The sequence below is a fragment of the Nocardiopsis akebiae genome, assembly GCF_018316795.1.
GTDB lineage: Bacteria > Actinomycetota > Actinomycetes > Streptosporangiales > Streptosporangiaceae > Nocardiopsis > Nocardiopsis dassonvillei.
This window is the reverse complement of record NZ_CP074132.1, coordinates 4168682-4193297: the sequence shown is the minus strand read 5'-3', so window position 1 is coordinate 4193297 and position 24616 is coordinate 4168682. Positions and strand designations below refer to the sequence as shown.

Genomic DNA, 24616 nt, shown 5'->3' with positions numbered 1-24616 from the left:
TGGGTGCGCTCGGCGTCTGAGTTGCAGACCCGGCCTGAGGAGGGAGCGGTTACATGCGTGTCCTCGGTGTCAACGCCGTCTTCCACGACCCGGCGGCGGCGATCGTCGTCGACGGCCGCACGGTCGCGGCGGCGGAGGAGGAACGGTTCTCGCGGCGCAAGCACGGCAAGGCCGCCGTCCCCTTCTCCACGTGGGAGCTGCCGGAGCAGGCGATGCGCTGGTGCCTGGAGCGCGCGGGGCTGCGCCCCGCCGACCTGGACGCGGTCACCTACTCCTACGACCCCTCGCTGGCCGACCCCGACGGGCCCGGACAGGACCTCGGGTGGGAACGCCTGCGCCTGTTCTACGTCGAGCGCGCCCCGCACTTCCTGGCCACCGCCCTGCCGGGCCTGGACCCGGCCAAGGTCACCTACGTCCCCCACCACGTCGCGCACGCCGCCTCCACCGGGCTCGCCGCCCCGCCGGAGGCCGGAGGCGGCGAGTGCGCGGTGTTCGTCGCCGACGGCCGCGGCGAGAGCACCTCGCACCTGGCGGGCGTCTACACCGGCGGGAAGCTGGACGTGCTGGCCCGACAACCGCTGCCCGAGTCCCTGGGACTGGTCTACGAGGAGCTCACCGAGCACGTGGGCTTCCACCGCTCCAGCGACGAGTACAAGGTGATGGCACTGGCCTCCTACGGCGAGCCCACCATGCTCGACGCGGTGCGCAAGTGCGTGCGCTACGAGGGCGACGGCCTGGTCCGCGCCTCCGGCCTGGACTGGAACTCCCTCACCGACCCGTGCGAACCGGGGCGTGAGCCCTCCAAGGAGCACGCGAACCTGGCCGCCAGCGTGCAGGCCGCCATGGAGGAGACCCTCCTGGCTGTCGTCGGCTGGCTGCACGAGCGGACCGGCCGCCCGCACCTGACGATGGCGGGCGGGGTCGCGCTCAACTGCGTCGCCAACAGCCGCATCGCCCGCGAGGGGCCCTTCGAGAGCGTGTGGGTGCAGCCCGCCTCCGGCGACGCGGGCACCGCGCTGGGCGGCGCCCTGCACGTGGCCTCGCTCGTGGAGGACGTGGCGCCCATGCCCGGGGCCGACCTGGGCCGCTCCTGGGACGGGGACGAGCTGCACGCGATCCTGCGCGAGGCCGACGTCGTCTTCGAGCGCCCCGACGACCTGGCCGACACCGTGGCCGAGGCCCTGGAGCGGGACGCGCTGGTGGCCTGGTTCCAGGGCGCGGCGGAGTACGGTCCCCGCGCGCTGGGGCACCGGTCCCTGCTCGCCAACCCGTCCAACCCCGACAACCTCGAACGGCTCAACCGGGTCAAGGGGCGCGAGCAGTTCCGCCCCGTCGCGCCGATGGTGGCCGAGCCCAGGGCGGCGGAGATCTTCTCGGGCGGGCCCCTGCCCAGCCCCTACATGCTCTTCGTCCACGAGGTGCACCCCGACTGGCGCGACCGCCTGCCCGCCGTGGTGCACGTGGACGGCACCGCCCGCGTCCAGACCGTGGCCGAGCGGGACGACCCGCTCACCGCCCGCCTGCTGGACCGCTTCGAACGGCGCAGCGGCCTGCCCGTCCTGGTCAACACCAGCCTCAACACCGCCGGACGGCCCATGGTCGACTCCCCGCGCGACGCCCTGGAGTGCTTCGGGTCCGCGCCCGTGGACCTCCTGGCCATCGGCCCGTTCGTCGTGCGCCGCCGCGCGGGCGAGGGGGCGCACCGGTGAGCGCTCCCCGCTACTCCGTGGTCGTTCCCACCGCGGGGCGCGACACCCTGCCCCGCGTTCTGCGACCGCTTCTGGACGCGCCGTCGCGGGAGGCGCCCGAGGAGGTCGTCGTCGTGGACGACCGGCCGCCCGACGACACCGCGCCGCTGCCCGGGACCGACCACGCCCGGGTGCGCGTCCTGCGCACCGGGGGAGGCGGCCCCGCCGCCGCCCGACAGGCCGGGTGGCACGCCTGCGCCGCCGAGTGGATCGCCTTCCTGGACGACGACGTGGCCCCGCCCGCGGACTGGCCGACGCGCCTGCGCGCAGACCTGGCCGACCTGCCCGCCGAGGTGGGCGCCAGCCAGGGCCGCATCACCGTGCCCCGCCCGCGCGGGCACCGGCCCACGGACGCCGAACGGGCCACCCTGGCACTGGAGGGCGCCCGCTGGATCACCGCGGACATGGCCTACCGCAGGAGCGCGCTGGAGGCGGTCGGCGGCTTCGACGCCCGCTTCCCGCGCGCCTACCGCGAGGACACCGACCTGGCCCTGCGGGTCGTGGACGCCGGGTTCGTCCTCGTGCCCGGAGAGCGCGAGTGCGTGCACCCGCTGCGCCGCGGCGGGCGCTGGGCGAGCCTGGCCGCCCAGCGCGGCAACGCCGACAACGCGCTGATGGACCGCCTGCACGGGCGCGGTTGGCGCAATCGGGTCGGCGAGGGCTCCGGCGGGCTGCGCGGGCACGTCCTCACCACGGCCGCCCTGCTGGGCGCCGCCGGAGCGGCCCTGACCGGCCGCCGCACCGCGGCCGCCGCGTGCGCCGCGCTGTGGACCGCGCGCACCGCCGCGTTCGCCCGGCGCCGGATCTCCGGCGGACCCGCCACCCGCGACGAGGTCACCGACATGCTGGTGACCAGCGCGCTCATCCCGCCCCTGGCCTGCTGGCAGCGGCTGCGCGGCGAGATCCGCCACGCCGGTGCGCGGCCCGCCCCGGGAGTGGCGGCCGTGCTGTTCGACAGGGACGGCACCCTGGTCGAGGACGTCCCCTACAACGGTGACCCCGACAAGGTGCGGCCCGCGCCCTCGGCCGAGCGGGCGCTCGCCCGGGCCCGCCGCGCAGGACTCGCCGTCGGGGTGGTCAGCAACCAGTCGGGCATCGCCCGCGGACTGATCACCCGCGACCAGGTGGACGCGGTCAACCGGCGCGTGGAGGAACTGCTGGGCCCCTTCGACGTGTGGCGCGTGTGCCCGCACGGCGAGGAGGACGGCTGCGGATGCCGCAAGCCCGCGCCCGGCATGGTCCGCTCCGCCGCGGCTGAGCTGGGTCTGCCGCCCTCCCGCTGCGCGCTGGTCGGTGACATCGGCGCCGACGTGGACGCCGCGCGGGCCGCGGGCGCGCGCGGGGTGCTCGTGCCCACCGCCGCCACCCTGGACGCCGAGTGCCGTTCCGCGCCCGAGACCGCGCCCGACCTGGAGGCCGCCGTCCTGCGCCTGCTCGGAGAGGACGCTTCGTGAGCGGCGGGACCGTGATCGTGGCGCGCATGGACAGCATGGGGGACGTCCTGCTGTCCGGACCGGCCGTGCGCGCCCTCGCCCACGGAGCCGACCGGGTCGTCTACCTCGCCGGACCCCGGGGCGCCGAGACCGCCGCGGCGCTGCCGGGCGTGGACGAGGTCCTGACCTGGTGCGCGCCCTGGATCGCCGCCGACCCGCCGCCGGTGGACGCCGCCGACGTCACCCGGCTCGTGCGGCGCCTGTCCGACCCCGGCGCGGACGCCGCCGTGATCCTGACCTCCTTCCACCAGTCGCCGCTGCCGATGGCCCTGCTCCTGCGCATGGCCGGGGTTCCCCGCGTCTCCGCCGTCAGCGAGGACTACCCGGGAAGCCTGCTCGACGTGCGCCACCACGTGGCTTACGGCGTCCCCGAGGCCGAACGCATGCTGTCGCTGGCCCGCGCCGCCGGGTACCCGCCGCCGCCCGGCGACGACGGACGCCTGGCCGTGCGCCGCCCGCTGCCCGACACCCGCGGGCTGACCGGGCCCGACGGATACGCGGTGGTCCACGTCGGCGCGGACGCCCCCTCCCGGGAGCTGCCGCCCGCGCTGGCCGCCAAGACCGTCGCCGCGCTGGCCGAACGCGGTCACCGGGTCCTGGTCACCGGCACCGCCGGGGAGGCCGAGGCCGCCCGCGAGGTCGCCGCGCACGGCGCCGCGGATCTGGCCGGGCGCACCACCGTCACCGAACTGGCCGACGTTCTCGACCGCGCCGCCGTCCTGGTCTCGGGCAACACCGGCCCCGCCCACCTGGCCGCCGCCGTCGGCACTCCCGTGGTCTCGCTCTTCTCCCCGGTCGTGCCGGCCTCCGCGTGGGCGCCCCACGGCACCGCGGTCCGCGTCCTGGGCGACCAGTCCGCGCCCTGCGCCGACACCCGGGCCCGGGTCTGCCCCGTACCCGGCCACCCCTGCCTGAACTCCGTCTCCTCCGACGACGTCCTGACCGCCGTCGACGAACTCCTGGGGGCACGATGACCGTCCACCATCCGACACCCGCCGCCCCGGCGCGCGCCCCCCTGGGCATGGCGCAGGGCCGCGCCAGGACGCCCGCGCGCGTGCTGCGGATCCTGCTCTGGCACGTCCACGGCTCGTGGACGACCGCGTTCGTCCACGGCGGGCACACCTGCCTGCTGCCGGTGACCCCGGACCGGGGGCCCGACGGGCGGGGCCGCGCCCGCACCTGGGACTGGCCCGCCAACGCCGAGGAACTGCCCCCCGGGGCGGTGCGCGACAGCGAGCCCGACCTGGTGGTCCTCCAGCGTCCGCACGAGATCGCCCTGGCCGAGGAGCTCCTGGGCCGCGTACCGGGCCGGGACGTGCCCGCCGTCTACGTCGAGCACAACACCCCGCGCCGGGACGTGCCGGTCACCCGGCACCCCGTCGCCGACCGCGACGACATCCCCGTCGTCCACGTCACCCACTTCAACGACCTGTTCTGGGACTGCGGGCGCGCGCCCACCCGCGTGGTCGAACACGGCGTGCCCGACCCCGGGTACCGCTACACCGGTGAGGTCCCGCGCACGGGCGTGGTGCTCAACGAGCCCCTGCGCCGCTGGCGCTTCACCGGCACCGATCTGCTGCCCGCGCTCGCCGAGCGCGTGCCCCTGGACCTGTTCGGCATGGGCGTGGCCGGGGTACCCGACCACCTCGGGCTGACGCCCCCGCGGCTGCGCGCCCACGAGGACCTGCCCCAGGGCGCCATGCACGACGAACTGGCCCGCCGCCGCGCCTACGCCCACCCGCTGCGGTGGACCTCGCTCGGCCTGTCCCTCATCGAGGCGATGATGCTGGGCCTTCCCGTGGCCGCCCTCGGCACGACCGAGGCATACGAGGCCGTACCGCCCGAGGCGGGCACCGTCTCGACCGACCCCCGAGTACTCGCGGAGGCGCTGCGCGCGTTCCATGGGGATCGCGACCTCGCCGTCCGCGCCGGCAAGGCCGCCCGCGCGGCGGCACTGCGCCGCTACGGGCTCACCAGGTTCCTCGACGACTGGGACCGGGTGCTACAGGAGGTGACGTCATGAGGATCGCCATGGTCTCCGAACACGCCAGCCCGCTGGCGGCGATCACCGGAGAGGACGCGGGCGGCCAGAACGTCCACGTCGCCGAGCTGGCCGCGGCGCTCGCCGCGCGCGGGCACGAGGTCGTCGTCCACACGCGCCGCACCGACGCGGAGCGGCCCGACACCGTCTCCCTGGGCCCGGGCGTGCGCGTGGAGCACGTGCGCGCCGGACCGGCGGCACCGATCAGCAAGGACGAGCTGCCCCAGTACATGCCCGAGTTCGCGCACCGGCTGCGGGCGGCCTGGCGCGTCCAGCGGCCCGACGTCGTCCACGCCCACTTCTGGATGAGCGGTTTCGCCTCCCTGCGGGCTGCCGGCGCCCTGGGCCTGCCCGTGCTGCAGACCTTCCACGCCCTGGGCACAGTCAAGCGCCGCCACCAGGGCACGGACGACACCAGCCCCGCCGAGCGCGTCCCGACCGAACGCGCCGTGGCCGGTCAGTGCGACATGGTCGTGGCCACCTCCACCGAGGAGCGGCGCGAACTCGCCGAGTGGGGGATCCCGCCAGTGCGCGTGGCGGTGGTGCCCTGCGGCGTGGACACCTCCCGCTTCACCGCGAGGGGACCCGCAGCCGAGCGCGGCGACCGCCCGCGCCTGCTCAGCCTGGGCCGCCTGGTCAGGCGCAAGGGCGTGGACACGGTGATCCGCGCGCTGGCCCAGGTGCCCGGGGCCGAACTGGTCATCGCCGGGGGGACCGACCGCGAACGCCTGTGGACCCAGCCCGAGGCGGTGCGGCTGCGGATGGCCGCCGAGCGCGCGGGCGTGGAGGAGCGGGTCCGCTTCCTGGGCTGCGTGGACCGCGCCGAGGTGCCCGCCCTGCTCAGGTCGGCCGACGTGGCCGTCAACGTGCCCTGGTACGAGCCGTTCGGAATCTCCACCGTCGAGGCGATGGCCTGCGGTGTCCCCGTTGTCGCCTCCCGCGTGGGCGGCCACGTCGACACCGTCGTGCACGGGGAGACCGGGCTCCTCGTCCCGGCCAGGTCGCCCGAGCGGCTGGGCCGCGCCGTGCGCTGGCTGCTCTCGGACGAGGCGACCAGGACCTCCTTCGCCGAGGCCGCGGCAGAGCGGGCGCGCGACCACTACTCGTGGGCGGAGGTGGCCCGGCGTACCGAGGAGTGCTACCTGCACGTGACCACGACCGCGACCGGCACGGCCGTCCCCGCGCCCCGCTCGGGGCTCAGCGCGCCGGTCGCCACCACCACCGGGGGAGGCGAGGAGTGATGCACACCCACCTGAGACAGCTCAGCTCCGCGCTGGAGGGCACGGACGCGGCACTCGTCGAGGAGTGGGGACGCCGCGCCGCGCGCGCCCTGAGCGGGGGGCAGCGCCTGTTCGCCTGCGGCAACGGCGGCAGCGCGGCCGAGGCCCAGCACCTGACCGCCGAACTGACCGGACGCTTCGAGGACGAGCGCGAGCCCCTCTCGGCCATCGCGCTGCACGCGGAGACCTCCAGCGTCACCGCCATCGCCAACGACTACGGCTACCAGCAGGTCTTCGCGCGCCAACTGCGCGCGCACGCCCGCCCGGGCGACCTGCTGGTGTGCATGTCCACCAGCGGCAACAGCGAGAACGTCGTCGCCGCGGCCAAGGCCGCTCGGGAACTCGGCGTCACCTGCTGGTCCCTGACCGGCCCCGGTCCCAGCGCCCTGGAGTCGCTCAGCGAGGAGACCGTCCCGGTCCCCGCGCCCAGCACCTCCACCGTGCAGGAGGTCCACCTGGCGCTGGTCCACGTGTTCTGCGCCGCGGTGGACGCCGAGGTCGCCGCCCGCGCGCACGGGGTCTTCGTCCCCGAGGGGAGGGCGGCCACATGAGCCGGGGAACCGTGGTGGTGGTCGGCGACGCCCTGCTCGACGTGGACCTGCGCGGCGTGTCCCGGCGCGACTGCCCCGACGCGCCCGCGCCCGTACTGGAGGAGCCCGAGTCCCGGTACCGGCCCGGAGGCGCGGCCCTGGCCGCCCGCCGCGCCCGGCGGGACGGCCACGACGTGGTCCTGGTGACCGCCGTGGGCCGCGACGCGGCCGCCGGCGACCTGGCCGCGCTCGTGGGCGGGGGCGTCCGGCTGGTGGGGCTGCCCCTGATGGAGCACACGCCCACCAAGACCCGGGTCCAGGCCAACGGCCGCACCGTGGCCCGCCTGGACCGGGGGTGCGAGGGCGTGGAACTCGACGCCCGCGCCGAGGACGTCGCCGAGGCCCTGGCCGGGGCGGCGGCCGTGCTCGTGGCCGACTACGGGCACGGGCTCACCCGCCAGCGCGCCGTGCGCCGGGCCCTGACCGCATGCGCGCGGCGCGGGGTCCCGCTCGTGTGGGACCCGCACCCGCGCGGCGCCGACCCCGTGCCCGGAACCCGCCTGGCCACGCCCAACGCCGCCGAGGCCGGGGTCGCCGGGGCCGCCGACGGGCGGGCCCTGCGCCGGGCCGGTGAGCTGGCCGGGGCGTGGGACGTGCACTCGGTGGCCGTCACCCTCGGCGCGCGCGGCGCCGCCTGGTCGGGAACCGGGGACGAGTGCGCCCTGCTGCCGGGCACGCCCGTCGACTCGCCGACCGACACCTGCGGCGCCGGGGACGCCTTCGCCGCCGCGTGCGCCACGGCGCTCGCCGACGGCGATGACGTACGCGACGCCGTCCGGCGCGGGGTCGCCTCCGCCTCGGCCTTCGTCGCCGGGGGCGGGGCCTCGGCCTACGCCGCCCCGCGCCCCGCCGCCGGGCGGGCGCGCGACGCCGCTGTGCCCGGCCCCCGCGCGGGGAGGGCCGCCGGGCGGAGCGGATCGTGGCGACCGGGGGCTGCTTCGACGTCCTGCACGCGGGCCACGTCGACCTGCTGCGCCGCGCCCGCGCCCTGGGCGACCGCCTCGTGGTCCTGCTCAACAGCGACGCCTCCGTGCGCGCTCTCAAGGGCAGCGGCCGTCCGGTGGTCGCCGAACAGGACCGCGCCCGCGTGCTGGGCGCGCTCGACTGCGTGGACGAGGTGGTCGTATTCGACGAGCACACACCCGTGCGCGCCCTGGAGCAGTTGCGGCCCGACGTGTGGGTCAAGGGCGGCGACTACGAGGTGGACGACCTGCCCGAGACGCCCGTCGTGCGCCGGGCCGGGGGAGAGGTGGTCACCGTGCCCCTCGTACCCGGCCACTCCACGACCGGGCTGATCTCCCGCATCCGCGGCCGGGGCCGCGACGGCGTACCCGCCCGCTGAGGCGCTGAGACCGGACGCCCCCGCCCCGGCGCCCGGGAACCGGACACGAACGACCGACGACCACGAACACGGAGAACGAGGGAGACAGATGCGTCCACTCGGAAACACGCTGATCACCGGAGGGTCCTCGGGCCTGGGAGCGGCCACCGCGCGGGCCGTCGCCGACGGGGGCGGCCACCCGATCATCCTGGACCGGCAGCACCCCGGCAACGACCTGTCCTTCCACCAAGTGGACCTGGCCGACCGCGAGGCGGTCGAGCGCGTCGTACAGCAGGTCAGCGTCCAGCACGGCCGCATCGACGCCCTGGTCAACGCGGGCGGGACCGACGCCTGCGGCACGCTCGCCGACGTGGCCGCCGAGGACTGGGAGCGGGTCGTCCGGGTCAACCTCCTCGGCACCGCCGCCGTGACCCGCGCCGCCCTGCCGCACCTGCGCGCCTCCCGGGGCGCGGTGGTCAACTGCGCCTCCACGCTCGGTCTGCGCGCGCTCAGCGACGCCACGGCCTACTGCGCCTCCAAGTTCGGGGTCGTGGGCTTCACCCGTGCGCTGGCCGCCGAACTCGCCGGACAGGTCGGGGTGACGCTCTTGGTCCCGGGGGGCATGAGCACCTCCTTCTTCGACGACCGCCCCGACCAGTACAAGCCGGGCCCGGACGCCAAGCTCAACGCGCCCGAGGACGTGGCCCGCGCGGTGGTGTTCGCGCTGAGCCAGCCCCCCGGCTGCGAGGTGCGCGAGATGGTGATCTGCCCCTCGCAGGAGACGTCCTGGCCCTGACCGGTGTCTTTCGGGGGCCTCCGCTTCGCTTCGGCCCGCGTCCGGGCGCCGAAGTACGGGAGCCTTCGGTGTCTCCGGTGAGACGGCTCGTTTCTCGCAGTCTCACCTCCGGCACCTCCAGAACCCGGTGGGCGCCCGAACCACCCCCTCACGCCAAGACTCCGTTCACAAGACAGGCCCCAGGGGCCACAGAACAGCACCCAGGTAAGCGGTGAGACCATCCGAGGAGGTGGGCGACGATGCGCGAGCACGCGTCGAGAGGAAGGGCCCTGGTCACCGGTGGCGCCGGGTTTCTCGGCTCCCATCTGTGCGAACGGCTGCTGGAGAGGGGCGCACGCGTGGTGTGCCTGGACAACTTCGCCACAGGCCGGGCGCAGAACGTGGCGCACCTGGCCGGGCACCCCCGGTTCGAGCTGATGGAGGCCGACCTCACCGAACCTTTCACTCTGGAGGAACCCGTGGACACGGTGTTCCACCTGGCCTCGGCCGCCTCGCCGCCGGACTACCTGCGCCTGCCGGTGGAGACGCTGGAGGTGGGCAGCCTGGGCACCCGCAACGCGCTGGAGTGCGCCGAGCGCCACGGCGCCCGCCTGGTCCTGGCCTCCACCAGCGAGGTGTACGGCGACCCGCTGGAGTACCCGCAGCGCGAGACCTACTGGGGCAACGTCAACCCGGTCGGCCCGCGCAGCGTCTACGACGAGGCCAAGCGCTACGCCGAGTCGCTGACCATGGCCCACCACCGCGCCCGCGGGGCCGACGTGGGCATCGCCCGCATCTTCAACTGCTACGGGCCGCGCATGCGCGCCGACGACGGCCGCATGGTGCCCACCTTCGTCAACCAGGCGCTGGAGGGCAGGCCCCTGACGGTGGCGGGCGACGGCCACCAGACGCGGTCGCTGTGCTACGTGGACGACACCGTGCGGGGCCTGATCGCCCTGGCCGACAGCGAGACGACGGGGCCGGTCAACATCGGCAGCGACGAGGAGCTGTCCGTGCTGAACCTGGCCCGCGTCGTCATCGGCGTCACCGGGACGGGCTCGGAGATCACCTTCGTCGAACGCCCCGAGGACGATCCGCACTTCCGGCGCCCCGACATCCGCCTGGCCGAGCAGGCCCTGGGCTGGCGGCCGCGCGTCCGCCTGGACGAGGGGCTGCGCCGCACCGTCGCCTACTTCGTGGACCAGCGCGACCGCTACGAGGACCTGCCCGAGGGGACCGCGCCCGCCAACTGAGGGCCGGACCGGAGACGGTGCCGGTGCGGCGCGGGAGGTCCTGACCCGCGGCGGCCCCGTACCCGTGGCGGGTCCGGAGCACCGGACCCCGCCGTGAGCGCGAGGCCGCGGTGAGGGGCGGGTCGGGGCACGAGAGGGGAGAGAGGACCAGCGTGGGGAATCCGGAGCGCTCACGGGTCACCGTGGTGGTGGCCACCCGCGACCGGCGCGAAGAACTGCTGCGCACGCTGGGGCACCTGGAACGGCTGGAGCCCCGACCGCCCGTGGTGGTCGTGGACAACGCCTCCACCGACGGCACCGCCGAGGCCGTGTGCGAGGGGTTCCCCGGCGTCGAACTCGTCCGCCAGGACCGCAACACCGGCTGCGTGGCCCGCAACACCGGGGTGGCGCGCGCCCGGACGCCCTACGTCGCCTTCTGCGACGACGACTCCTGGTGGGCGCCGGGGTCGCTGGAGGCGGCGGCCGACGCCCTGGACGCCCACCCGCGCCTGGGGCTGGTCGCCGCGTCGGTGTTCGTCGGCGAGGAGGGGCGGCCGGACCCGCTCAACGGGGCGCTGGCCCACAGCCCGCTGCCGGACGGCGACGGCCTGCCCGGCCCGCGCGTCCTCGGCTTCCTGGCCTGCGCCGCCGTGGTGCGGCGCGAGGCCTTCACGGAGGCGGGCGGTTTCAGCCACTTGCTGTTCTTCGCCGGGGAGGAGGCCCTCCTGGCCCAGGACCTGGCGGCCTCGGGCTGGGATCTGTGCCACCTGGAGCACGTGCGCGTGCACCACCACCCGTCCTCGGTGCGCCCGCCGGGCCTGTGGCGGCGCACGCTGGAGGAGCGCAACGCCCTGCTGACGGTCTGGCTGCGCCGCCGCCCCGGCCTGGCCCTGGCGCGCACGGTCCGGCTGGCCGGGCGCTCGCTGCGCGACCCCGTCTCGCGCGGCGCCCTGACCGGGGCGCTGCGGGTCCTGCCCGCGGCGCTGGCCCGGCGCCGCCCGGTACCCGCGCACGTGGAACGGGACCTGGCCCTGCTGGAGGAGGCATGAACCGGAGCGCGCGCGTTGGCGTCGTGGTCATCACCCGCGACCGCCGGGAGGAGCTGCTGCGCACCCTGGACCGGCTGGCGGACCTGCCCGGACCGCCGCCGACCGTCGTCGTGGACAACGCCTCCGGCGACGGCACGGCCGCGGCCGTCGCCGAACGCCACGGGTGGGTGCGGCTCGTCCGGGCGGGGGCGAACCTGGGCTCGGTGGGCCGCAACGTCGGGGTCGAGGCCCTGGAAACGCCCTACGTCGCCTTCTGCGACGACGACACCTGGTGGGAGCCGGGCTCCCTTGAGCGGGCCGCCGACCTGCTGGACGCCCACCCCGGGCTGGGTTCGGTGACGGCGCGGCTGATCGTGGAGCCCGCGGGCGGGGAGGACCCCATCACCCCGGAGCTGCGCCACTCGCCGGTGCCCGGGCCGGACTGGCTGCCCGGCCCCGCCCTGCTCGGTGTGCTCGCCGGGGTCACCGTGTTCCGGGTCCGCGCCTTCTGGCAGACGGGGGGCTTCTCCCGGCGCCTGTGGATGGGCGGGGAGGAGGAGCTGCTGGCGCTGGACCTGGCCGCCGCCGGGTGGTGGATGTGCTGGGACGAGGACACGGTCGCCCACCACGCCGCCTCGCCGGTGCGCGACCCCACCCGGCGGCGGCGCCTGGGCATCCGCAACACCCTGTGGACCGCGTGGCTGCGGCGCCCGGTGGACGGGGCGTGGCGGCACACGTGGTCGGTGCTGCGGTCGGTGCCGCGCGACCTGCCGAGCGCGATGGCCGTCGCCGAGGCGCTCGGGGGGCTGCCCTGGGTGCTGAGGGAGCGCGCGCCGGTCCCGCCGCGGGTGGAGCGCGGGCTACGCGCCCTGGAGGCGCCCCGCAGGGAGTCCCGGGCGCGGCGCTACGTGGGCTGAGGCACCCGGGACGTGAGCCGTCCGGGGACGCCCGGGGCGGCTCCGGGGCGCGGGTGAGGGCCTGCCCGCGGTCCCGGGTGGGACGTCCCGGGGCGGGCCGCCCTCCCCTGCGCGGCGTGGAGGTGGCCGGTATCCGGGGACAAAAGCTGGAATTCCAGGTAAGCGACGGATGGCCATCGGGTGAATACTCGGTGTAGTGACGCGGGTATGTACACGAACGCGTCACCTGTCCGTTCGATCCCTGGGTCTGCCCCTCTCAGGGCGAGGAGTCCCCCCGTGCAAGCGCAACGGAACCCTGCCCCCGTTCCCCCGCTTCCTCCGAACACCCGACCGGCGCCGCGCGGGCGGCGCGTATGACCCACCGACCCCTCCGCGCGTCGGGCCGGGCACACTCCGGCACGGACGCGCGCAGGGCGTTGGCCGCCCTGTGCGTCACCGTCACCGCCAGCCAGGGAGTGCTGTTCTACGCCTTTCCCGTGCTGGCACCCGCCATCGCCGAGGACACCGGCTGGTCCCTGCCCGCCGTCATCGCCCTGTTCTCCGGCTCCCAGGTCGTGGCCGGACTGGGCGGGCCCCTGGTGGCCCGCTGGCTGCGCGTGCGCGGCCCCCGCCCGGTCATGACCGCGGCGGCCCTGCTGGGCGCGGTCGCCGTCGCCGGACTCGCGCTGGCCCCGAGCCTGTGGTTCTTCGGCGCGGCCTGGCAGGTCGCCGGAGTCGCCGTGGCCGGGCTCTCCTATCCGCCCGCCTTCGCCGCCCTGACCCGCTGGTACGGGCCGGGCAGGGTCCGGGCGCTCACCGCGCTCACCCTGGTCGGCGGACTGGCCAGCACCGTCTTCGCCCCGCTGACCGCCGCCCTGGAGGCGCAGGTCGGCTGGCGCGGAGCCTACCTCGTCCTCGCCCTGGTCCTGGCCCTGGTGGTGCTGCCGCTGCACGTCCTGGCCCTGACCCCGCCCTGGGCTCCCGGCGGCACCGCCGACCGGGCCGGGAGCCGCAGGGCGGTGCGCGGAGTGGTCCGCAGCGGCGCGTTCTGGGCGCTGACCACGGCGCTCGCGCTGGGCACCCTCACCGTGTACGCGGTCGTGGTCGGCATCGTCCCGCTCATGGAGGGGCGCGGGTTCGGCACCGCCGAGGCCGCCTGGACGCTCAGCGTCGTGGGCGTGGGCCAGGTGCTGGGCCGCCTCGTCTACGCACCGCTGGCGCGGCGCAGCGGGGCGGTGCACCGGATCGCCGCGGTGCTCCTGGCCTGCGCCGGGGCGACCGGACTGATCGCCCTGGTCAGCGGGCCGCTGGCCCTGGTCATGACCGCGGCGGCGCTGGTCGGCGCCGCGCGGGGCGTGCTCACCCTGCTCCAGGCCACGGCCGTGGCCGACCGCTGGGGGGAGGAGCACTACACCACGCTCAACGGCATCATGCACACCCCGCTCATGCTCACCATGGCCCTGGCACCGGGGGCGTGCGCGCTGCTGGCCGGGCCCCTGGGCGGCTACCCGGCGGTGTTCCTGCTGCTGGCGGCCCTGTCGGTGTTCGGCGCGCTGGTCGCGCTGGCCAGCGGACCGGCCCGCCGTTAGCGCTGTGACCGGCGGGGTCCTCCGGGGCGCGTCCGCCGGTCAGGCCCCGGGTCCCGACGCGGCCCGCAGCAGCCGCAGCTGCCCGAGCTCGGCCACGTTCTTCATCAGCTCGCCGTTGACCCAGGCGGCCGTGTGCTCGACCGCCAGCCCCGAGTCCGGCGGCCAGGGGAACGCGGCGGGGGCGTCCAGGTCCGGGCCGGTGAGCCCCTCCAGCACCTCCAGCCACTGCGTCCGCAACCCTCGCAGCCAGTCGGCCGCCTCCTCCGGGCCCGGCCAGCGGACCTCCTCGCGCTCGCGCGGAACGCGCCCCCGCAGTCGGTCGAGGGCGGTGGACCACCACCAGCCGATGTGCCAGGTGACCCAGGCCGCGGTGGGGACGGGCACGGGATCGGGTTCGGTGTCCGCCCAGTCGGGCACCCACCGGCCCTCGCCGTCCCGGCGCACCGTCCAGCACAGGGGGCCGGGCTCCCAGAGGAGGTCACCGGGTTCCAAACGTTCCAGGTGGTACTCGAACAGGGACCAGGTGAAGTCGAACTGCCAGCGCAGCAGGGCGCGACGGGGGTCGGACATGGGGCCAGCCTGGCACAGGACCCCGCCCGCGCCGAAGCGGTTTTCCCGCGCGGGACGTGCGCGGGCTGGAACGCGCGGCCCGTTGGCCCCCGCGGCCGGGTTTTCCCGCGTCCGCGTCCGCGTCCGCGCGGACGCGGATCGGCCCCGGCGGGATCCGCCACTACGGGCACGGCCAGCTGCTGCGTCTCCAGCGCATCCTGGTGATGCGCGAGCTGGGCATGGGGCTGTCCGAAATCGCCCGTGTGCTGGACGAGCCCGGGGACCGGGCCGGGGCGCACGCGCTCCGGCCCCCCGGCACCGCCCCTCAGAGGACGTCGGGCGAGACGTCCAGTACCGTCCGGTCGCGCGAGGCCACCAGGTCGAACTGCGGCCCTGTGCGCGGCAGTTCGTGACGGAAGAAGTACGCCGCCGCGGCGCGCTTGCCCTCGTAGAATCCTCCCTCGCGCCCGTGCGCGGCCACCAGCTGCTCCAGCCACATCCAGGCGACCACCACGTGCCCCACCGCCTCCAGGTAGGGAGTGGCGTTGGCCAGCGCCACCGCCGGGTCGCCCTCGGCCCAGGCCGCGGCGGCCGTCCCCGCGGTCCGGTCCAGGGCATTCGACAGCAGCTCCGCGTACTCGGCCTCGCGTCCGCCCAGCTCCCGGGCACGGTCCGCCGTGGCACGCGCGGTCTCCACCAGCAGCGACAGCCGGGAGCCGCCGTCGAGCACGGCCTTGCGGCCCAGCAGGTCCAGGGCCTGGATGCCGTGGGTCCCCTCGTGGATCGGGTTGAGCCGGTTGTCCCGGTAGTGCTGCTCCACGTCGTACTCGCGCGTGTACCCGTACCCGCCGTGCACCTGGATGGCCAGGCTGTTGGCCTCCACGCACCACTGGGAGGGCCAGCTCTTGGCGATCGGCGTGAGCACGTCCAGCAGCAGGTGGGCCCGGTCGCGCGCCTTCTCGTCCCCGGCGCTGGCGGTCTCGTCCACCAGCCGGGCGCAGTACAGCACCAGGGCGAGCGCGCCCTCGACGTAGCTCTTCTGGGCGAGCAGCATCCGGCGCACGTCGGTGTGCTCGACGATGGGGACCTGCGGCCGCTCGGGGTCCTTGTCGCCCAGCGGGCGGCCCTGGAGGCGCTCGCGGGCGTAGGCCAGCGACTTGAGGTAGCCGGTGTAGCCGACGGCGGCGGCGCCCGCGCCCACCCCGATCCGGGCTCCGTTCATCATGTGGAACATGTACTTCAGCCCCTGGTGGGGCTCGCCGACCAGGTAGCCCACCGCGCCCGGCCGCCCGCCGGGGGCGTGGCGTCCCTCGCCGAAGTTGAGCAGCGCGTTGACGGTGCCCCGGTAGCCCATCTTGTGGTTGAGCCCGGCGGGCACGACGTCGTTGCGCTCGCCGACCGACCCGTCGGCCTCCAGCAGGTACTTGGGCACGACGAACAGTGAGATGCCCCGGACCCCGGGCGGGCCGCCGGGGATCCTGGCCAGCACCAGGTGCACGATGTTCTCGGTCAGTTCGTGGTCGCCCGCGGAGATCCACATCTTGTTGCCGAACAGCCGGTAGCCGCCTTGCCCGTCCTCCTCGGCGCGGGTGGTGATGTCGGCCAGCGAGCTGCCCGCCTGCGGCTCGGACAGGCACATGGTCCCGGTGAAGCGCCCCTCCACCATGGGGCGCACCCAGGTGTCGACCTGCTCGGGGCTGCCGTGCGCCAGGAGCAGGCGCGCGTTGCCCGAGGTGAGGAAGGGGTAGGCCGAGGTGCCCAGGTTGGCGGCCTGGAAGTAGGCGCCGCACGCGCTGGAGACCACGTGCGGGATCTGGGCGCCGCCCACGGAGGCGGGCATCCCGGCGGCGCTCAGCCCGGTCCCGGCGTAGACCTCCAGGGCCTTCCTCACTTCGGGGATGACGTGGACGCGCTCGCCGTCGAATCGGGGCTCGTGGGCGTCGTTGGCCTTGTTGTGCGGCGCGAAGTGGTCGGTGGCCACGCGTTCGGCCAGCTCCAGCGCCGCGTCGAGGGTCTCGCGGGAGTGGTCGGCGTAGTGCGGCCGGCTGGTGAGCGCCTCGGTGTCGAGCCACTCGTAGAGCAGGAAGTGCAGGTCGCGCGTGGACAGCAGGGCGGACGCCACGGGTCGCCTCCTCGAATCGTTGACCGACTGGTCGGTATGTTACCCCGTCAGCAGGACTCCGGGGCGACCGGGGCCGCGACGCCTCCAGGGCCCTAAGCTTGCTGCCACCGACCCGAGAAGGAGCGCTGACCCGCATGTCCGCTGTGTCCGACCCCTCCCGTGCCGTCCTGCTGCTCAACGGCCCCAACCTCAACCTGCTGGGCACCCGCGACCCGGGGCAGTACGGCACCACCACCCTGGCGGAGGTCGAACGCCGCGTGGTCTCCCTCGGCGAGGAGCTGGGCGTGCGGGTGGTGTGCGCGCAGAGCAACAGCGAGGGCGTGATGGTGGACCGGATCCACGCCGCGCGCGACTGGGCGGGGGTGGTGCTCAACCCCGGCGCCTACGCGCACTACGGCATCGCGCTGCGCGACGCGATCGACGCGGTCGAGGCGCCGGTGGTGGAGGTGCACGTCTCCAACGTCTACGCGCGCGAGGAGTTCCGGCACACCTCGGTGACCGCGCCGGTGGCAGCGGGCTACGTCGCCGGGTGCGGGGTCTTCGGCTACGAACTGGCCCTGCGCGCGGTGCTGCGGCGCGACGCCGAGCGCCGGGAGGCGGGCGGCACGGGCGCTCAGCGGTAGGTCATCAGCGCGGGGCCGCCCTGCTCCAGGTGGGCGTGGTCGTTGAAGGACAGCAGCCGGGTGCCGCCCCGGCCGTGCAGCAGCTTGCTCACCGAACCGTTGACCACCACGCGGTTCAGGGCCAGGAACCCGGCGGGCGCCGTGCCCAGCAGGGTCGAGCACACCGTCGCGATCACCCCGGCGGAGGTGAAGACCAGCGCGGTCTCCCCCCTGCCCAGCCCGGCGACCAGGTCGTCCAGCGCCTGCCGGACCCCGCTCCGGAAACCCTCCCAGGTGCCCGGACCGCTGCCCCCGGCCTCGATCCACGAGGTCAGGGAGGCGTCGAGCCGATCCTGGAGCGAGCCGGTCGCGACCGGGTGGGCGCCCAGCAGGCCGAGGTGGTCGTACTCGTTCCACCGCTCGTCGCCGACCGGCTCCAGGGCCAGGCCCGCCTCGGCCAGGGCCGCGGCCGCCGTCTGGCGCTGGCGGCGCAGCTCACCGGTGACCACGCGGCCGACCCGGGGGCCGCGCCGCCGGAGTTCGGCGCCCAGCAGCCGCGCCTGCTCGTAGCCGGTCGGGCTCAACTCGTCGTAGTCCTCCGCGTCGGGGGAGGCCTTCCCGTGGCGGATCAGGTAGATAGCTGGCATCGCACCAGGGTACGAGCGGCCCCGCGGACGCCTCCGCGCCGGGGACGCGATCGGAGGACGGGGACGAAGGCGCCGACGGGGTCGGGGCGGGGGGGCGGAGGCGTCCGCCCTTCGCGAACGCCCGCCCACACGGCGTTCACGCTTGCGCCGGGCTTTCCGCGAGCAGGAGGATAACGGTGCCGGACGCGCTTTCCGTGAGAGGGCACGCCATGGCGGACACACCCCCCATCGACACCACCGTGGCGCACTCCGCCCGGGTGTGGAACTACTGGCTGGGAGGCGCGAACAACTACCCGGCCGACCGCGAGGTCGGCGACCACGTGCTCCAGGCCTATCCGGAGATGGTCGCCGCGGCCCGCGCCGACCGGGAGTTCCTCATCCGCGCGGTCACCCACCTGGCCCGCGAGGAGGGCGTCCGCCAGTTCCTGGACGTGGGCACCGGGCTGCCCACGCACAACAACACCCACGAGGTCGCCCGGGCCGCGGCTTCCGACGCCCGCGTGGTCTACGTGGACAACGACCCGCTCGTGCTCACGCACGCCCGCGCCCTGCCGGCGAAGGCGGACACGGGGGACGTCCACTACGTCGACGCCGACCTGCACGAGCCCGAGAAGGTCCTGAAGACGGCCGCCGCGCACCTGGACTTCGGCAGCCCGATCGCGCTCACCGTCCTGGGCGCCATGGGCACACCCCCGACAACGCCCGGGCCTACGCCACCGTGCGCGCCTACGCGGACGCGCTGCCCCCGGGCAGCTTCCTGGCCCTGTGCGACGGGACCGACGCCAGCGAACCGATGATCGAGGCGTCCCGGCGCTGGAACGGGACCGCGTCCCTGCCCTACCACCTGCGCAGCCCCGAGGAGATCGCGGGCTTCTTCGACGGGCTCGACCTGCTGGAGCCCGGCGTGGTCTCGGCGCCCTTCTGGCGGCCCGACGCCGCGGAGGCGGGCGGGATCGTCGCGGCCGACCAGTACTGCGGCGTCGCCCGCAAGGCCTGACGGCCCCGCCGGGCCCCGGGGAGCGCGTCCCGGGACAGAACGGCCGAACGGGCCCCGGGAGGACGACCGCACCGGTCACGGGGTCATACGGCCCCGGAGTCCGGCTCGAAGCGCACCACCACCGACTTCGACGTCGGCGTGTTGCTCACCTCGGCCGTGGAGTCCAGCGGCACCAGCACGTTCGTCTCCGGGAAGTAGGAGGCCGCGCACCCGCGCGCGGTCGGGTAGTGCACCACCCGGAAGTGCGCCGCGCGCCGCTCCCTGCCGTCGCGCCACTCGCTCACCAGGTCGGTGTAGGCGCCGTCGGCCAGTCCCAGCTCCCGGGCGTCCTCGGGGTTGACCAGCACCACCCGGCGGCCGTCCTTGACGCCCCGGTACCGGTCGTCCAGCCCGTAGACCGTGGTGTTGTACTGGTCGTGCGAGCGCAGCGTCTGCAACAGCAGCCGACCCTCGGGCACCTGCGGCGCGTACGTCCCGTTCACCGTGAAGTTGGCCAGCCCGGTCGCGGTCGGGAAGCGCCGGTCGTCGCGCGGCGCGTGCGGCAGGGTGAACCCGCCGGGCCTGCGCGCGCGGGCGTTGAAGTCCTCGAACCCCGGCACCACCGCGGCCACGTGCTCGCGCACCCGGTCGTAGTCGGTCAGCTCCGACCACGCCACCGGGAAGTCGCCGAGCACCCGTCCGGCCAGGTCGCAGACGATGTCCACCTCCGAGCGCATGCCCGGCGACAGCGGGGCCAGCACGCCGTGGGAGGCGTGCACCTTGCCCATGGAGTCCTCGACCGTCACCCAGCGCGGCTCGCCGTCGCGCAGGTCGCGGTCGGTGCGCCCCAGGGCGGGCAGGATCAGCGCCCGCGTCCCCGTCACCACGTGCGAGCGGTTCAACTTGGTGGACACGTGCACCGTCAGCCCCACCCGGCGCATGGCGTCCTCGGTCACCAGCGTGTCCGGGGTGGCCGCGACGAAGTTGCCGCCCATGGCGAAGAACACCCGCACGTCACCGCGTGCCATGGCGCGGATGGCGTTGACGGTGTCGTACCCGTGCTCGCGCGGCGGCGTGAAGCCGAACTCTGCGCCCAGGGCGTCCAGGAACTCCTCGGCCGGGCGCTCGAAGATCCCCATCGTGCGGTCGCCCTGCACGTTGGAGTGGCCGCGCACCGGGCACACGCCCGCGCCGGGGCGGCCCACGTTGCCGCGCAGCAGCAGGAAGTTGACCACCTCGCGGATGGTGGGCACCGAGTGCCGGTGCTGGGTCAGCCCCATCGCCCAGCACACCACGATCCGCTCCGAGGAGGTGACCATCGCGGCGATCCGCTCGATCAGCTCCCGCTCCAGGCCGGTGTCGCGCTCGGTGCGCGCCCAGAACTCCTCGTCCGGCTCGGCCAGCAGCGCCTTGGCGAACTGCTCGAAACCGTGGGTGTGGGCGGACACGAACTCCCGGTCCAGGACCGGCTCACCGCGCTCGTCGGCCTCCAGCAGCAGGCGGTTGAGGGCGGAGAACAGGGCGAGGTCGCCGCCCAGCCGCACCTGCGCGAACAGGTCGGTCAGCTCGGTGCCGCGCCCCAGCAGGCCGCCCGGGCGCTGTGGGTTGCGGAACTCGCGCATCCCCGCTTCGGGCAGCGGGTTGACGGTGACGATCCGCGTCCCGGACTTCTTGGCCCGCTCCAGGGCGCTGAGCATGCGGGGGTGGTTGGTGCCGGGGTTCTGTCCGGCCACGATGATGAGGTCGGCCTCGCGCAGGTCCTCCAGGGACACGCTGCCCTTGCCCACGCCCAGGGTCTCGGTCAGGGCCGAACCGGACGACTCGTGGCACATGTTGGAGCAGTCGGGCATGTTGTTCGTCCCGAGGGCGCGGGCGAACAGCTGGTAGCAGAACGCCGCCTCGTTGCTGGTGCGCCCGGAGGTGTAGAACACCGCCTGGTCCGGGGAGTCCAGCGCACGCAGGTCCTCGGCGACCAGGTCCAGCGCCCGCTCCCAACTGACCGGCTCGTAGTGGGTGGCGCCCTCGGCCAGGTACAGCGGCTCGGCGAGGCGGCCCTGCTGGCCCAGCCAGTACCCGGACCGCCCGGCCAGCTCGGAGACCGGGTGTTCGGCGAAGAACTCCCCGGTCAGCGCCGTGGCCGTGGCCTCCTCCGCGACGGCCTTGGCGCCGTTCTCGCAGAACTCGGCCCGGTGCCTCTTGTCACCCTCGGGCCAGGCGCAGCCGGGGCAGTCGAAGCCGCGCTTCTGGTTGATCGCGAGCATGGTGGGCAGCCCGCGTCGCACACCGGTGTGCTCGTTGAGGTGGCGGAGGCTGTTGAGCACGGCCGGGAGTCCGGCGGCGCTGCTCTTGGGCGGGCTGATCCGGGGGGAGTCCTGGGCGGGGTCTGCGTTGTCCGAGTGCTGGTGTCTCACACTGCGCATTCTGGCACCGACCGTCCGATGGTGGGACGTCCGGGGGAGCGTCACCGGTCCGGACGGGGCGCCGGGCGGGCCGGGGCCGCCCCCGCGGGGCGCCGCGCACCGGGCCGCCGGGACGCTCAGCGCGGGAGCGCCAGGTCGTTCTCCTCCTTGACCGCGTGCAGGTGCGTCCACGACTCCACCGCGCGGATCCCGGGCAGCCCGCGCAGCCTCTCCAGAACGGCGAACACCTCCTCCTGCGAGGCGGCCCGCACGGTGCCGATCGCGTTGCACCAGCCCAGGCCCGTCGCCGGGCAGTCGACCTCCTCCAGCGCGACCACCTCGCGGGCGACGGGCTCGGCCGCCCCGTCCGCGGTGAGCGCGAACCCGACCGTGTGCACCGTGCTGAGCGGACTGAGCCGTACCAGGGCGCCGACGTGCACGACACCCGAGTCGACCAGGCGCAGCACGCGGGCGCGCGCCGCTCCGGGGGACAGGCCGCTCGCCTCGGAGAGCTCTACGTAGGAGGCGCGTCCGTCGGCGCGCAGGCGCTCCAGCAGCGCGTGGTCGGAGGCGTCCAGCCCGAGGCCGCCCGCGAGGCCGGGGCCCTTTCTGGGTCATCCAGGAACAGGGGGCGACCGTGATCGCGCAGTACGCGGCGGAGAGCACGGACCTGACCGCGTTCGGCTTCGCCGTCCCCGCCCCGTGGTTCCAGTCGGTGGGCTCGGTCGTGCTGATCGCGCTGACCCCGCTGTTCGCGGTGATGTGGCTGCGCCTGGACCGGTCCGCGGCCCCGCCCACGACGGCCCAGAAGTTCAGCGCCGCACTGGTCATCGCGGGCCTGTCCTGCGTCCTGCTCGTCCTGCCCGCCGCACAGGAGGGCCTGAGCAGTCCGCTGTGGCTGGTGGGCAGCATGGCGCTGGTCACGGTGGGGGAGATGTTCCTGGCCCCGATCGGGCTCTCCGCGACGTCGAGGATGGCGCCCGCCGCGTTCTCCACCCAGACGATGGGCCTGTGGCTGGCCTCCGGCGCGGCGGGCCAGGGCATCGCCGCCCAACTCGTCGTGTTCTACGACGCCGACACCGCGGGCGTGTACTTCGGCGTGGTCGGTGCGGGGACCCTGGTCCTCGGGCTCGGGCTGTTCGCCCTCGCCCCGGCCCTGCGCGGGCGTACGGAGACAGCGCTCCCGGCGGCAGACCGGTGACCGTTCGGCGGGAGCCCGGCCGGTCCGGGCCGCTCCTCCCGGGCGCGGCGCGGCGTTCACCGGGGGAGGGGCCCCGTCCGGTGGCGTGTGACATGCCGCCGACTCCGCAATGCGCTCCCCTGGCCGCTTCGCGGGGCAGACTGGCGACGCCGGTCGTCAGGAGGAACGCGGGTACGCGAACCGCATGGGTGTCTTCGAGCGCGACCTTCGGACGAGCCCGGTGGGGCCGGGGCGAGACTCCGCGCGGCGACGCGGCCGCGCGCCGAGGTGTGGGAACCGGAGGGCGGCGCGATGAGCGACGACGGCTGGCCGCTGGAGACCGGCCTGCTGCGCGCGGTGTTCGACAGCGTGGGCGCGGGGATGTTCGTCATCGACACCACCGGCCGCATCACCGCCGCCAACCCCTACGCGCAGCGCATCCTGGACCGGCCCAGGGATCGGATGCTCGGCCTGGACCTGCACGACCTGCTGCACCGCGACCCGGAGGGGGAGCCGACGCCGCGGGAGGAGTGCCGCGTCCTGGCCGTGCTCGACAGCGGCCACCCGGCCGAGGGGAGCAGCGAGTCCTTCCTGCGCGGGGACGGCACGCTCGTGCCCATCATCTGGGCGACCACCCCGCTCCAGAACGAGGGGCGTCTGGAGGGCGCGGTCGTCGTCTTCCACGACTTCCGGGCGCACCGCGACGCCGTCGAGCAGACCGCGGCGCACCTGGCGGCCCTGGAGGAGCTCACCGCCCGCTTGAGCCTGGTCGCGGAGATCTCCGTGGTCCTCGTCTCCACCCTGGACGTGCCCGAGATGCTGGACAGGCTGGTCCGGCTGCTGGTGCCGGAACTGGGGGACTGGGCGGTGGTCGACATGGTCACCGACGGGCGCACCAAGGAGGTGGAGCGCGTCGCCGTGCACGCCTTCGGCGACCAGGACACGGCCGAGGCGCTCAAGGGACAGCTGCCGCCGCTGCCGCCCGCCTCCCACGCGGCGCTGATGCGCGCCCTGTACAGCACCCAGCCCGTCCTCTTCGACGCCGGTGACCTCGCCCGCGAACCGGACGAGCCGCTCGCCGGGGCCCACCGGCGGCTGTTCGACCGCCTGGGCGGGCACTCCGCTGTGGTGGTGCCGCTGCACACGCACCGGCAGGTCTTCGGGGCGCTGACCGTGGCCCGCACCGGGGAGCGACCCGCCTACACCGACGCCGAGGTCCTCGTACTGGGGGACGTCGCCCGGCGAGCCGGTCTGGTGATGGAGAGCGCCCAGCTCTTCGCGCAGCAGCGCCACGTCGCCGAGACCATGCAGCGCCAGCTCCTGACCCCGCTGCCGCAGGTCGACCACCTGCGGTTCGCCGCCCGCTACCAGCCCGCGCAGCAGGCCGCCGAGATCGGCGGGGACTGGTACGACGCCTTCCTGCTCGCCGACGGCGTGATGACCATGGTCATCGGCGACGTGGTCGGACACGACCTCCAGGCCGCCGCGCACATGGCCGAGGTCCGCAACATGCTGCGCGCCCTGGCCTGGGACCGCCAGGAACCGCCCAGCCTGATCATGCGGCGGCTGGACGAGGCCATGACCAACACCAGCGACGCCCCCATGGCCACCGCCGTCTTCGCCCGTATCGAGGGCCCCGAGGGCGGGCCTTGGCGTCTGCACTGGGTCAACGCCGGACACCCTCCGCCGCTGCTCGTCACCGCCGACGGCCGCACCCGCTACCTGGAGGAGGGGCACGGGCCACTGCTGGGCATGAGCGCCGCCCTGCACCTGGGCCTGGACTGGACCGACCCACGCGAGGAGATCCCCGCGCGGTCCACCCTGCTGCTGTACACCGACGGCCTCGTCGAGAGCCGCGACCACCCCATCGACACGGGCCTGGCCAACCTGCGCCGCCACGCCGCCGCCCTGGCCCGCCGCGACGTCGAGGACTTCTGCGACGAGCTCCTGGCCCGTATCGACCCCGGCGGCGACGACGTCGCCCTGCTCGCCCTGCGCGTCCCGGCGGCGGGCGAGGGCGCGGGCGGCGAAACCGCGCCGCACCAGCACGCGCACAGCCCCGCCGCACCCGAGCGCGGGGCGCCCGGCGCGGCCGTCGAGGGCGGTCCGGTCAGGGACACCTCCGAACCGGGGTGAGCGGGGGCGGCC

General features: G+C 75.3%; 21 protein-coding genes and 2 pseudogenes. 18 read left to right on the top strand and 5 right to left on the bottom strand.

The window, feature by feature from the left end; genetic code table 11:
* Positions 1–53 precede the first annotated feature (53 nt).
* The 13 genes and pseudogenes from KGD83_RS18000 (at position 54) to KGD83_RS17945 (ending at position 13993) form a co-directional block, all read left to right on the top strand.
* Positions 54–1709, top strand: a complete 1656-nt coding sequence (locus KGD83_RS18000; protein ID WP_212640293.1) for a carbamoyltransferase family protein — start codon at positions 54–56, stop codon at positions 1707–1709.
* Positions 1706–3202, top strand: coding sequence for an HAD-IIIA family hydrolase (locus tag KGD83_RS17995; protein ID WP_212640292.1), 1497 nt, complete (start codon positions 1706–1708; stop codon positions 3200–3202). The genes KGD83_RS18000 and KGD83_RS17995 overlap by 4 nt, the downstream gene beginning before the upstream one ends.
* A complete protein-coding gene (locus KGD83_RS17990) occupies positions 3199–4215 on the top strand; it encodes a glycosyltransferase family 9 protein (RefSeq protein ID WP_212640291.1) in 1017 nt (338 codons plus the stop codon). Before KGD83_RS17995 ends, KGD83_RS17990 begins: the two co-directional genes overlap by 4 nt.
* The gene (locus KGD83_RS17985; RefSeq protein WP_212640290.1) at positions 4212–5264 is read left to right on the top strand and encodes a glycosyltransferase; all 1053 of its coding nucleotides are present in this window, start codon (positions 4212–4214) and stop codon (positions 5262–5264) included. Before KGD83_RS17990 ends, KGD83_RS17985 begins: the two co-directional genes overlap by 4 nt.
* The gene (locus KGD83_RS17980; protein ID WP_212640289.1) at positions 5261–6523 is read left to right on the top strand and encodes a glycosyltransferase; all 1263 of its coding nucleotides are present in this window, start codon (positions 5261–5263) and stop codon (positions 6521–6523) included. The genes KGD83_RS17985 and KGD83_RS17980 overlap by 4 nt, the downstream gene beginning before the upstream one ends.
* Positions 6523–7113, top strand: a complete 591-nt coding sequence (locus tag KGD83_RS17975) for a D-sedoheptulose-7-phosphate isomerase (RefSeq protein WP_212640288.1) — start codon at positions 6523–6525, stop codon at positions 7111–7113. Before KGD83_RS17980 ends, KGD83_RS17975 begins: the two co-directional genes overlap by 1 nt.
* Positions 7110–7922: pseudogene (locus KGD83_RS29170) on the top strand (PfkB family carbohydrate kinase); the annotation flags it as partial. The gene KGD83_RS17975 and the pseudogene KGD83_RS29170, both read left to right, overlap by 4 nt.
* A gap of 149 nt (positions 7923–8071) precedes the next feature.
* Positions 8072–8494, top strand: coding sequence for a D-glycero-beta-D-manno-heptose 1-phosphate adenylyltransferase (gene rfaE2, locus KGD83_RS29165; protein ID WP_338036920.1), 423 nt, complete (start codon positions 8072–8074; stop codon positions 8492–8494).
* A gap of 88 nt (positions 8495–8582) precedes the next feature.
* Positions 8583–9269, top strand: coding sequence for an SDR family oxidoreductase (locus tag KGD83_RS17965; RefSeq protein ID WP_212640287.1), 687 nt, complete (start codon positions 8583–8585; stop codon positions 9267–9269).
* A 239-nt stretch (positions 9270–9508) separates the two neighbouring features.
* Positions 9509–10501, top strand: coding sequence for a UDP-glucuronic acid decarboxylase family protein (locus KGD83_RS17960; RefSeq protein WP_212640286.1), 993 nt, complete (start codon positions 9509–9511; stop codon positions 10499–10501).
* A gap of 152 nt (positions 10502–10653) precedes the next feature.
* A complete protein-coding gene (locus tag KGD83_RS17955; protein ID WP_212640285.1) occupies positions 10654–11529 on the top strand; it encodes a glycosyltransferase family 2 protein in 876 nt (291 codons plus the stop codon).
* The gene (locus KGD83_RS17950) at positions 11526–12425 is read left to right on the top strand and encodes a glycosyltransferase family 2 protein (protein ID WP_212640284.1); all 900 of its coding nucleotides are present in this window, start codon (positions 11526–11528) and stop codon (positions 12423–12425) included. The genes KGD83_RS17955 and KGD83_RS17950 overlap by 4 nt, the downstream gene beginning before the upstream one ends.
* Positions 12426–12778: 353 nt before the next feature.
* Entirely contained in the window at positions 12779–13993 is a 1215-nt protein-coding gene (locus KGD83_RS17945; RefSeq protein ID WP_212640283.1) for an MFS transporter, read from the top strand.
* A gap of 39 nt (positions 13994–14032) precedes the next feature.
* Here KGD83_RS17945 and KGD83_RS17940 read toward each other — a convergent pair whose 3' ends face one another.
* Positions 14033–14563, bottom strand: coding sequence for a DinB family protein (locus tag KGD83_RS17940; RefSeq protein ID WP_212640282.1), 531 nt, complete (start codon positions 14561–14563; stop codon positions 14033–14035).
* Between the two features lie 56 nt (positions 14564–14619).
* Here KGD83_RS17940 and KGD83_RS29160 point away from each other — a divergent pair, with 56 nt between their 5' ends.
* A complete protein-coding gene (locus KGD83_RS29160; RefSeq protein WP_338036919.1) occupies positions 14620–14955 on the top strand; it encodes a MerR family transcriptional regulator in 336 nt (111 codons plus the stop codon).
* Here the strand turns inward: KGD83_RS29160 and KGD83_RS17935 are convergent.
* Entirely contained in the window at positions 14868–16664 is a 1797-nt protein-coding gene (locus KGD83_RS17935) for an acyl-CoA dehydrogenase (protein ID WP_212640281.1), read from the bottom strand. The two genes, KGD83_RS29160 and KGD83_RS17935, sit on opposite strands and share 88 nt — an antisense overlap.
* Before the next feature lie 134 nt (positions 16665–16798).
* Here KGD83_RS17935 and aroQ point away from each other — a divergent pair, with 134 nt between their 5' ends.
* On the top strand, positions 16799–17287 hold the full coding sequence (gene aroQ / locus KGD83_RS17930; RefSeq protein ID WP_212640280.1) for a type II 3-dehydroquinate dehydratase: 489 nt from the start codon (positions 16799–16801) through the stop codon (positions 17285–17287).
* Here aroQ and KGD83_RS17925 read toward each other — a convergent pair.
* Positions 17278–17913: a histidine phosphatase family protein gene (locus tag KGD83_RS17925; protein WP_212640279.1), complete on the bottom strand. Its 636-nt coding sequence runs from the start codon at positions 17911–17913 to the stop codon at positions 17278–17280. The two genes, aroQ and KGD83_RS17925, sit on opposite strands and share 10 nt — an antisense overlap.
* A 209-nt stretch (positions 17914–18122) precedes the next feature.
* Between KGD83_RS17925 and KGD83_RS17920 the strand changes: the two are divergent.
* Positions 18123–18910 (top strand): annotated as a pseudogene (locus KGD83_RS17920) (SAM-dependent methyltransferase).
* Between the two features lie 83 nt (positions 18911–18993).
* On the opposite strand, the gene KGD83_RS17915 reads toward KGD83_RS17920, so the two are convergent.
* Together KGD83_RS17915 and KGD83_RS17910 are read right to left on the bottom strand one after the other, a co-directional pair.
* Positions 18994–21309, bottom strand: coding sequence for an FdhF/YdeP family oxidoreductase (locus KGD83_RS17915; protein ID WP_212640278.1), 2316 nt, complete (start codon positions 21307–21309; stop codon positions 18994–18996).
* A 116-nt stretch (positions 21310–21425) separates the two neighbouring features.
* Positions 21426–21866, bottom strand: coding sequence for an Lrp/AsnC family transcriptional regulator (locus KGD83_RS17910; RefSeq protein ID WP_256448870.1), 441 nt, complete (start codon positions 21864–21866; stop codon positions 21426–21428).
* A 38-nt stretch (positions 21867–21904) separates the two neighbouring features.
* Between KGD83_RS17910 and KGD83_RS17905 the strand changes: the two genes are divergently transcribed.
* Both KGD83_RS17905 and KGD83_RS17900 read left to right on the top strand, forming a co-directional pair.
* Positions 21905–22489, top strand: a complete 585-nt coding sequence (locus KGD83_RS17905) for a POT-type proton-dependent oligopeptide transporter (RefSeq protein ID WP_256448869.1) — start codon at positions 21905–21907, stop codon at positions 22487–22489.
* A 291-nt stretch (positions 22490–22780) separates the two neighbouring features.
* Positions 22781–24604 carry a SpoIIE family protein phosphatase gene (locus KGD83_RS17900; RefSeq protein WP_212640277.1) on the top strand — a complete coding sequence of 608 codons (1824 nt, stop codon included), beginning with the start codon at positions 22781–22783 and terminating at the stop codon, positions 24602–24604.
* The last annotated feature ends 12 nt before the right edge of the window (positions 24605–24616 follow it).

Bases quoted from the DNA above. Each gene is read 5' to 3' on its own strand.
- KGD83_RS17960 (WP_212640286.1), top strand. From the start codon at position 9,509: ATGCGCGAGCACGCGTCGAGAGGAAGGGCCCTGGTCACCGGTGGCGCC.
- KGD83_RS17985 (WP_212640290.1), top strand. From the start codon at position 4,212: ATGACCGTCCACCATCCGACACCCGCCGCCCCGGCGCGCGCCCCCCTG.
- KGD83_RS17950 (WP_212640284.1), top strand. From the start codon at position 11,526: ATGAACCGGAGCGCGCGCGTTGGCGTCGTGGTCATCACCCGCGACCGC.
- KGD83_RS17925 (WP_212640279.1), bottom strand. From the start codon at position 17,913: ATGCCAGCTATCTACCTGATCCGCCACGGGAAGGCCTCCCCCGACGCG.
- KGD83_RS17915 (WP_212640278.1), bottom strand. From the start codon at position 21,309: ATGCGCAGTGTGAGACACCAGCACTCGGACAACGCAGACCCCGCCCAG.
- KGD83_RS17940 (WP_212640282.1), bottom strand. From the start codon at position 14,563: ATGTCCGACCCCCGTCGCGCCCTGCTGCGCTGGCAGTTCGACTTCACC.
- KGD83_RS17965 (WP_212640287.1), top strand. From the start codon at position 8,583: ATGCGTCCACTCGGAAACACGCTGATCACCGGAGGGTCCTCGGGCCTG.
- KGD83_RS18000 (WP_212640293.1), top strand. From the start codon at position 54: ATGCGTGTCCTCGGTGTCAACGCCGTCTTCCACGACCCGGCGGCGGCG.
- KGD83_RS17980 (WP_212640289.1), top strand. From the start codon at position 5,261: ATGAGGATCGCCATGGTCTCCGAACACGCCAGCCCGCTGGCGGCGATC.
- KGD83_RS17975 (WP_212640288.1), top strand. From the start codon at position 6,523: ATGCACACCCACCTGAGACAGCTCAGCTCCGCGCTGGAGGGCACGGAC.
- aroQ (WP_212640280.1), top strand. From the start codon at position 16,799: ATGTCCGCTGTGTCCGACCCCTCCCGTGCCGTCCTGCTGCTCAACGGC.
- KGD83_RS17945 (WP_212640283.1), top strand. From the start codon at position 12,779: ATGACCCACCGACCCCTCCGCGCGTCGGGCCGGGCACACTCCGGCACG.
- KGD83_RS17900 (WP_212640277.1), top strand. From the start codon at position 22,781: ATGAGCGACGACGGCTGGCCGCTGGAGACCGGCCTGCTGCGCGCGGTG.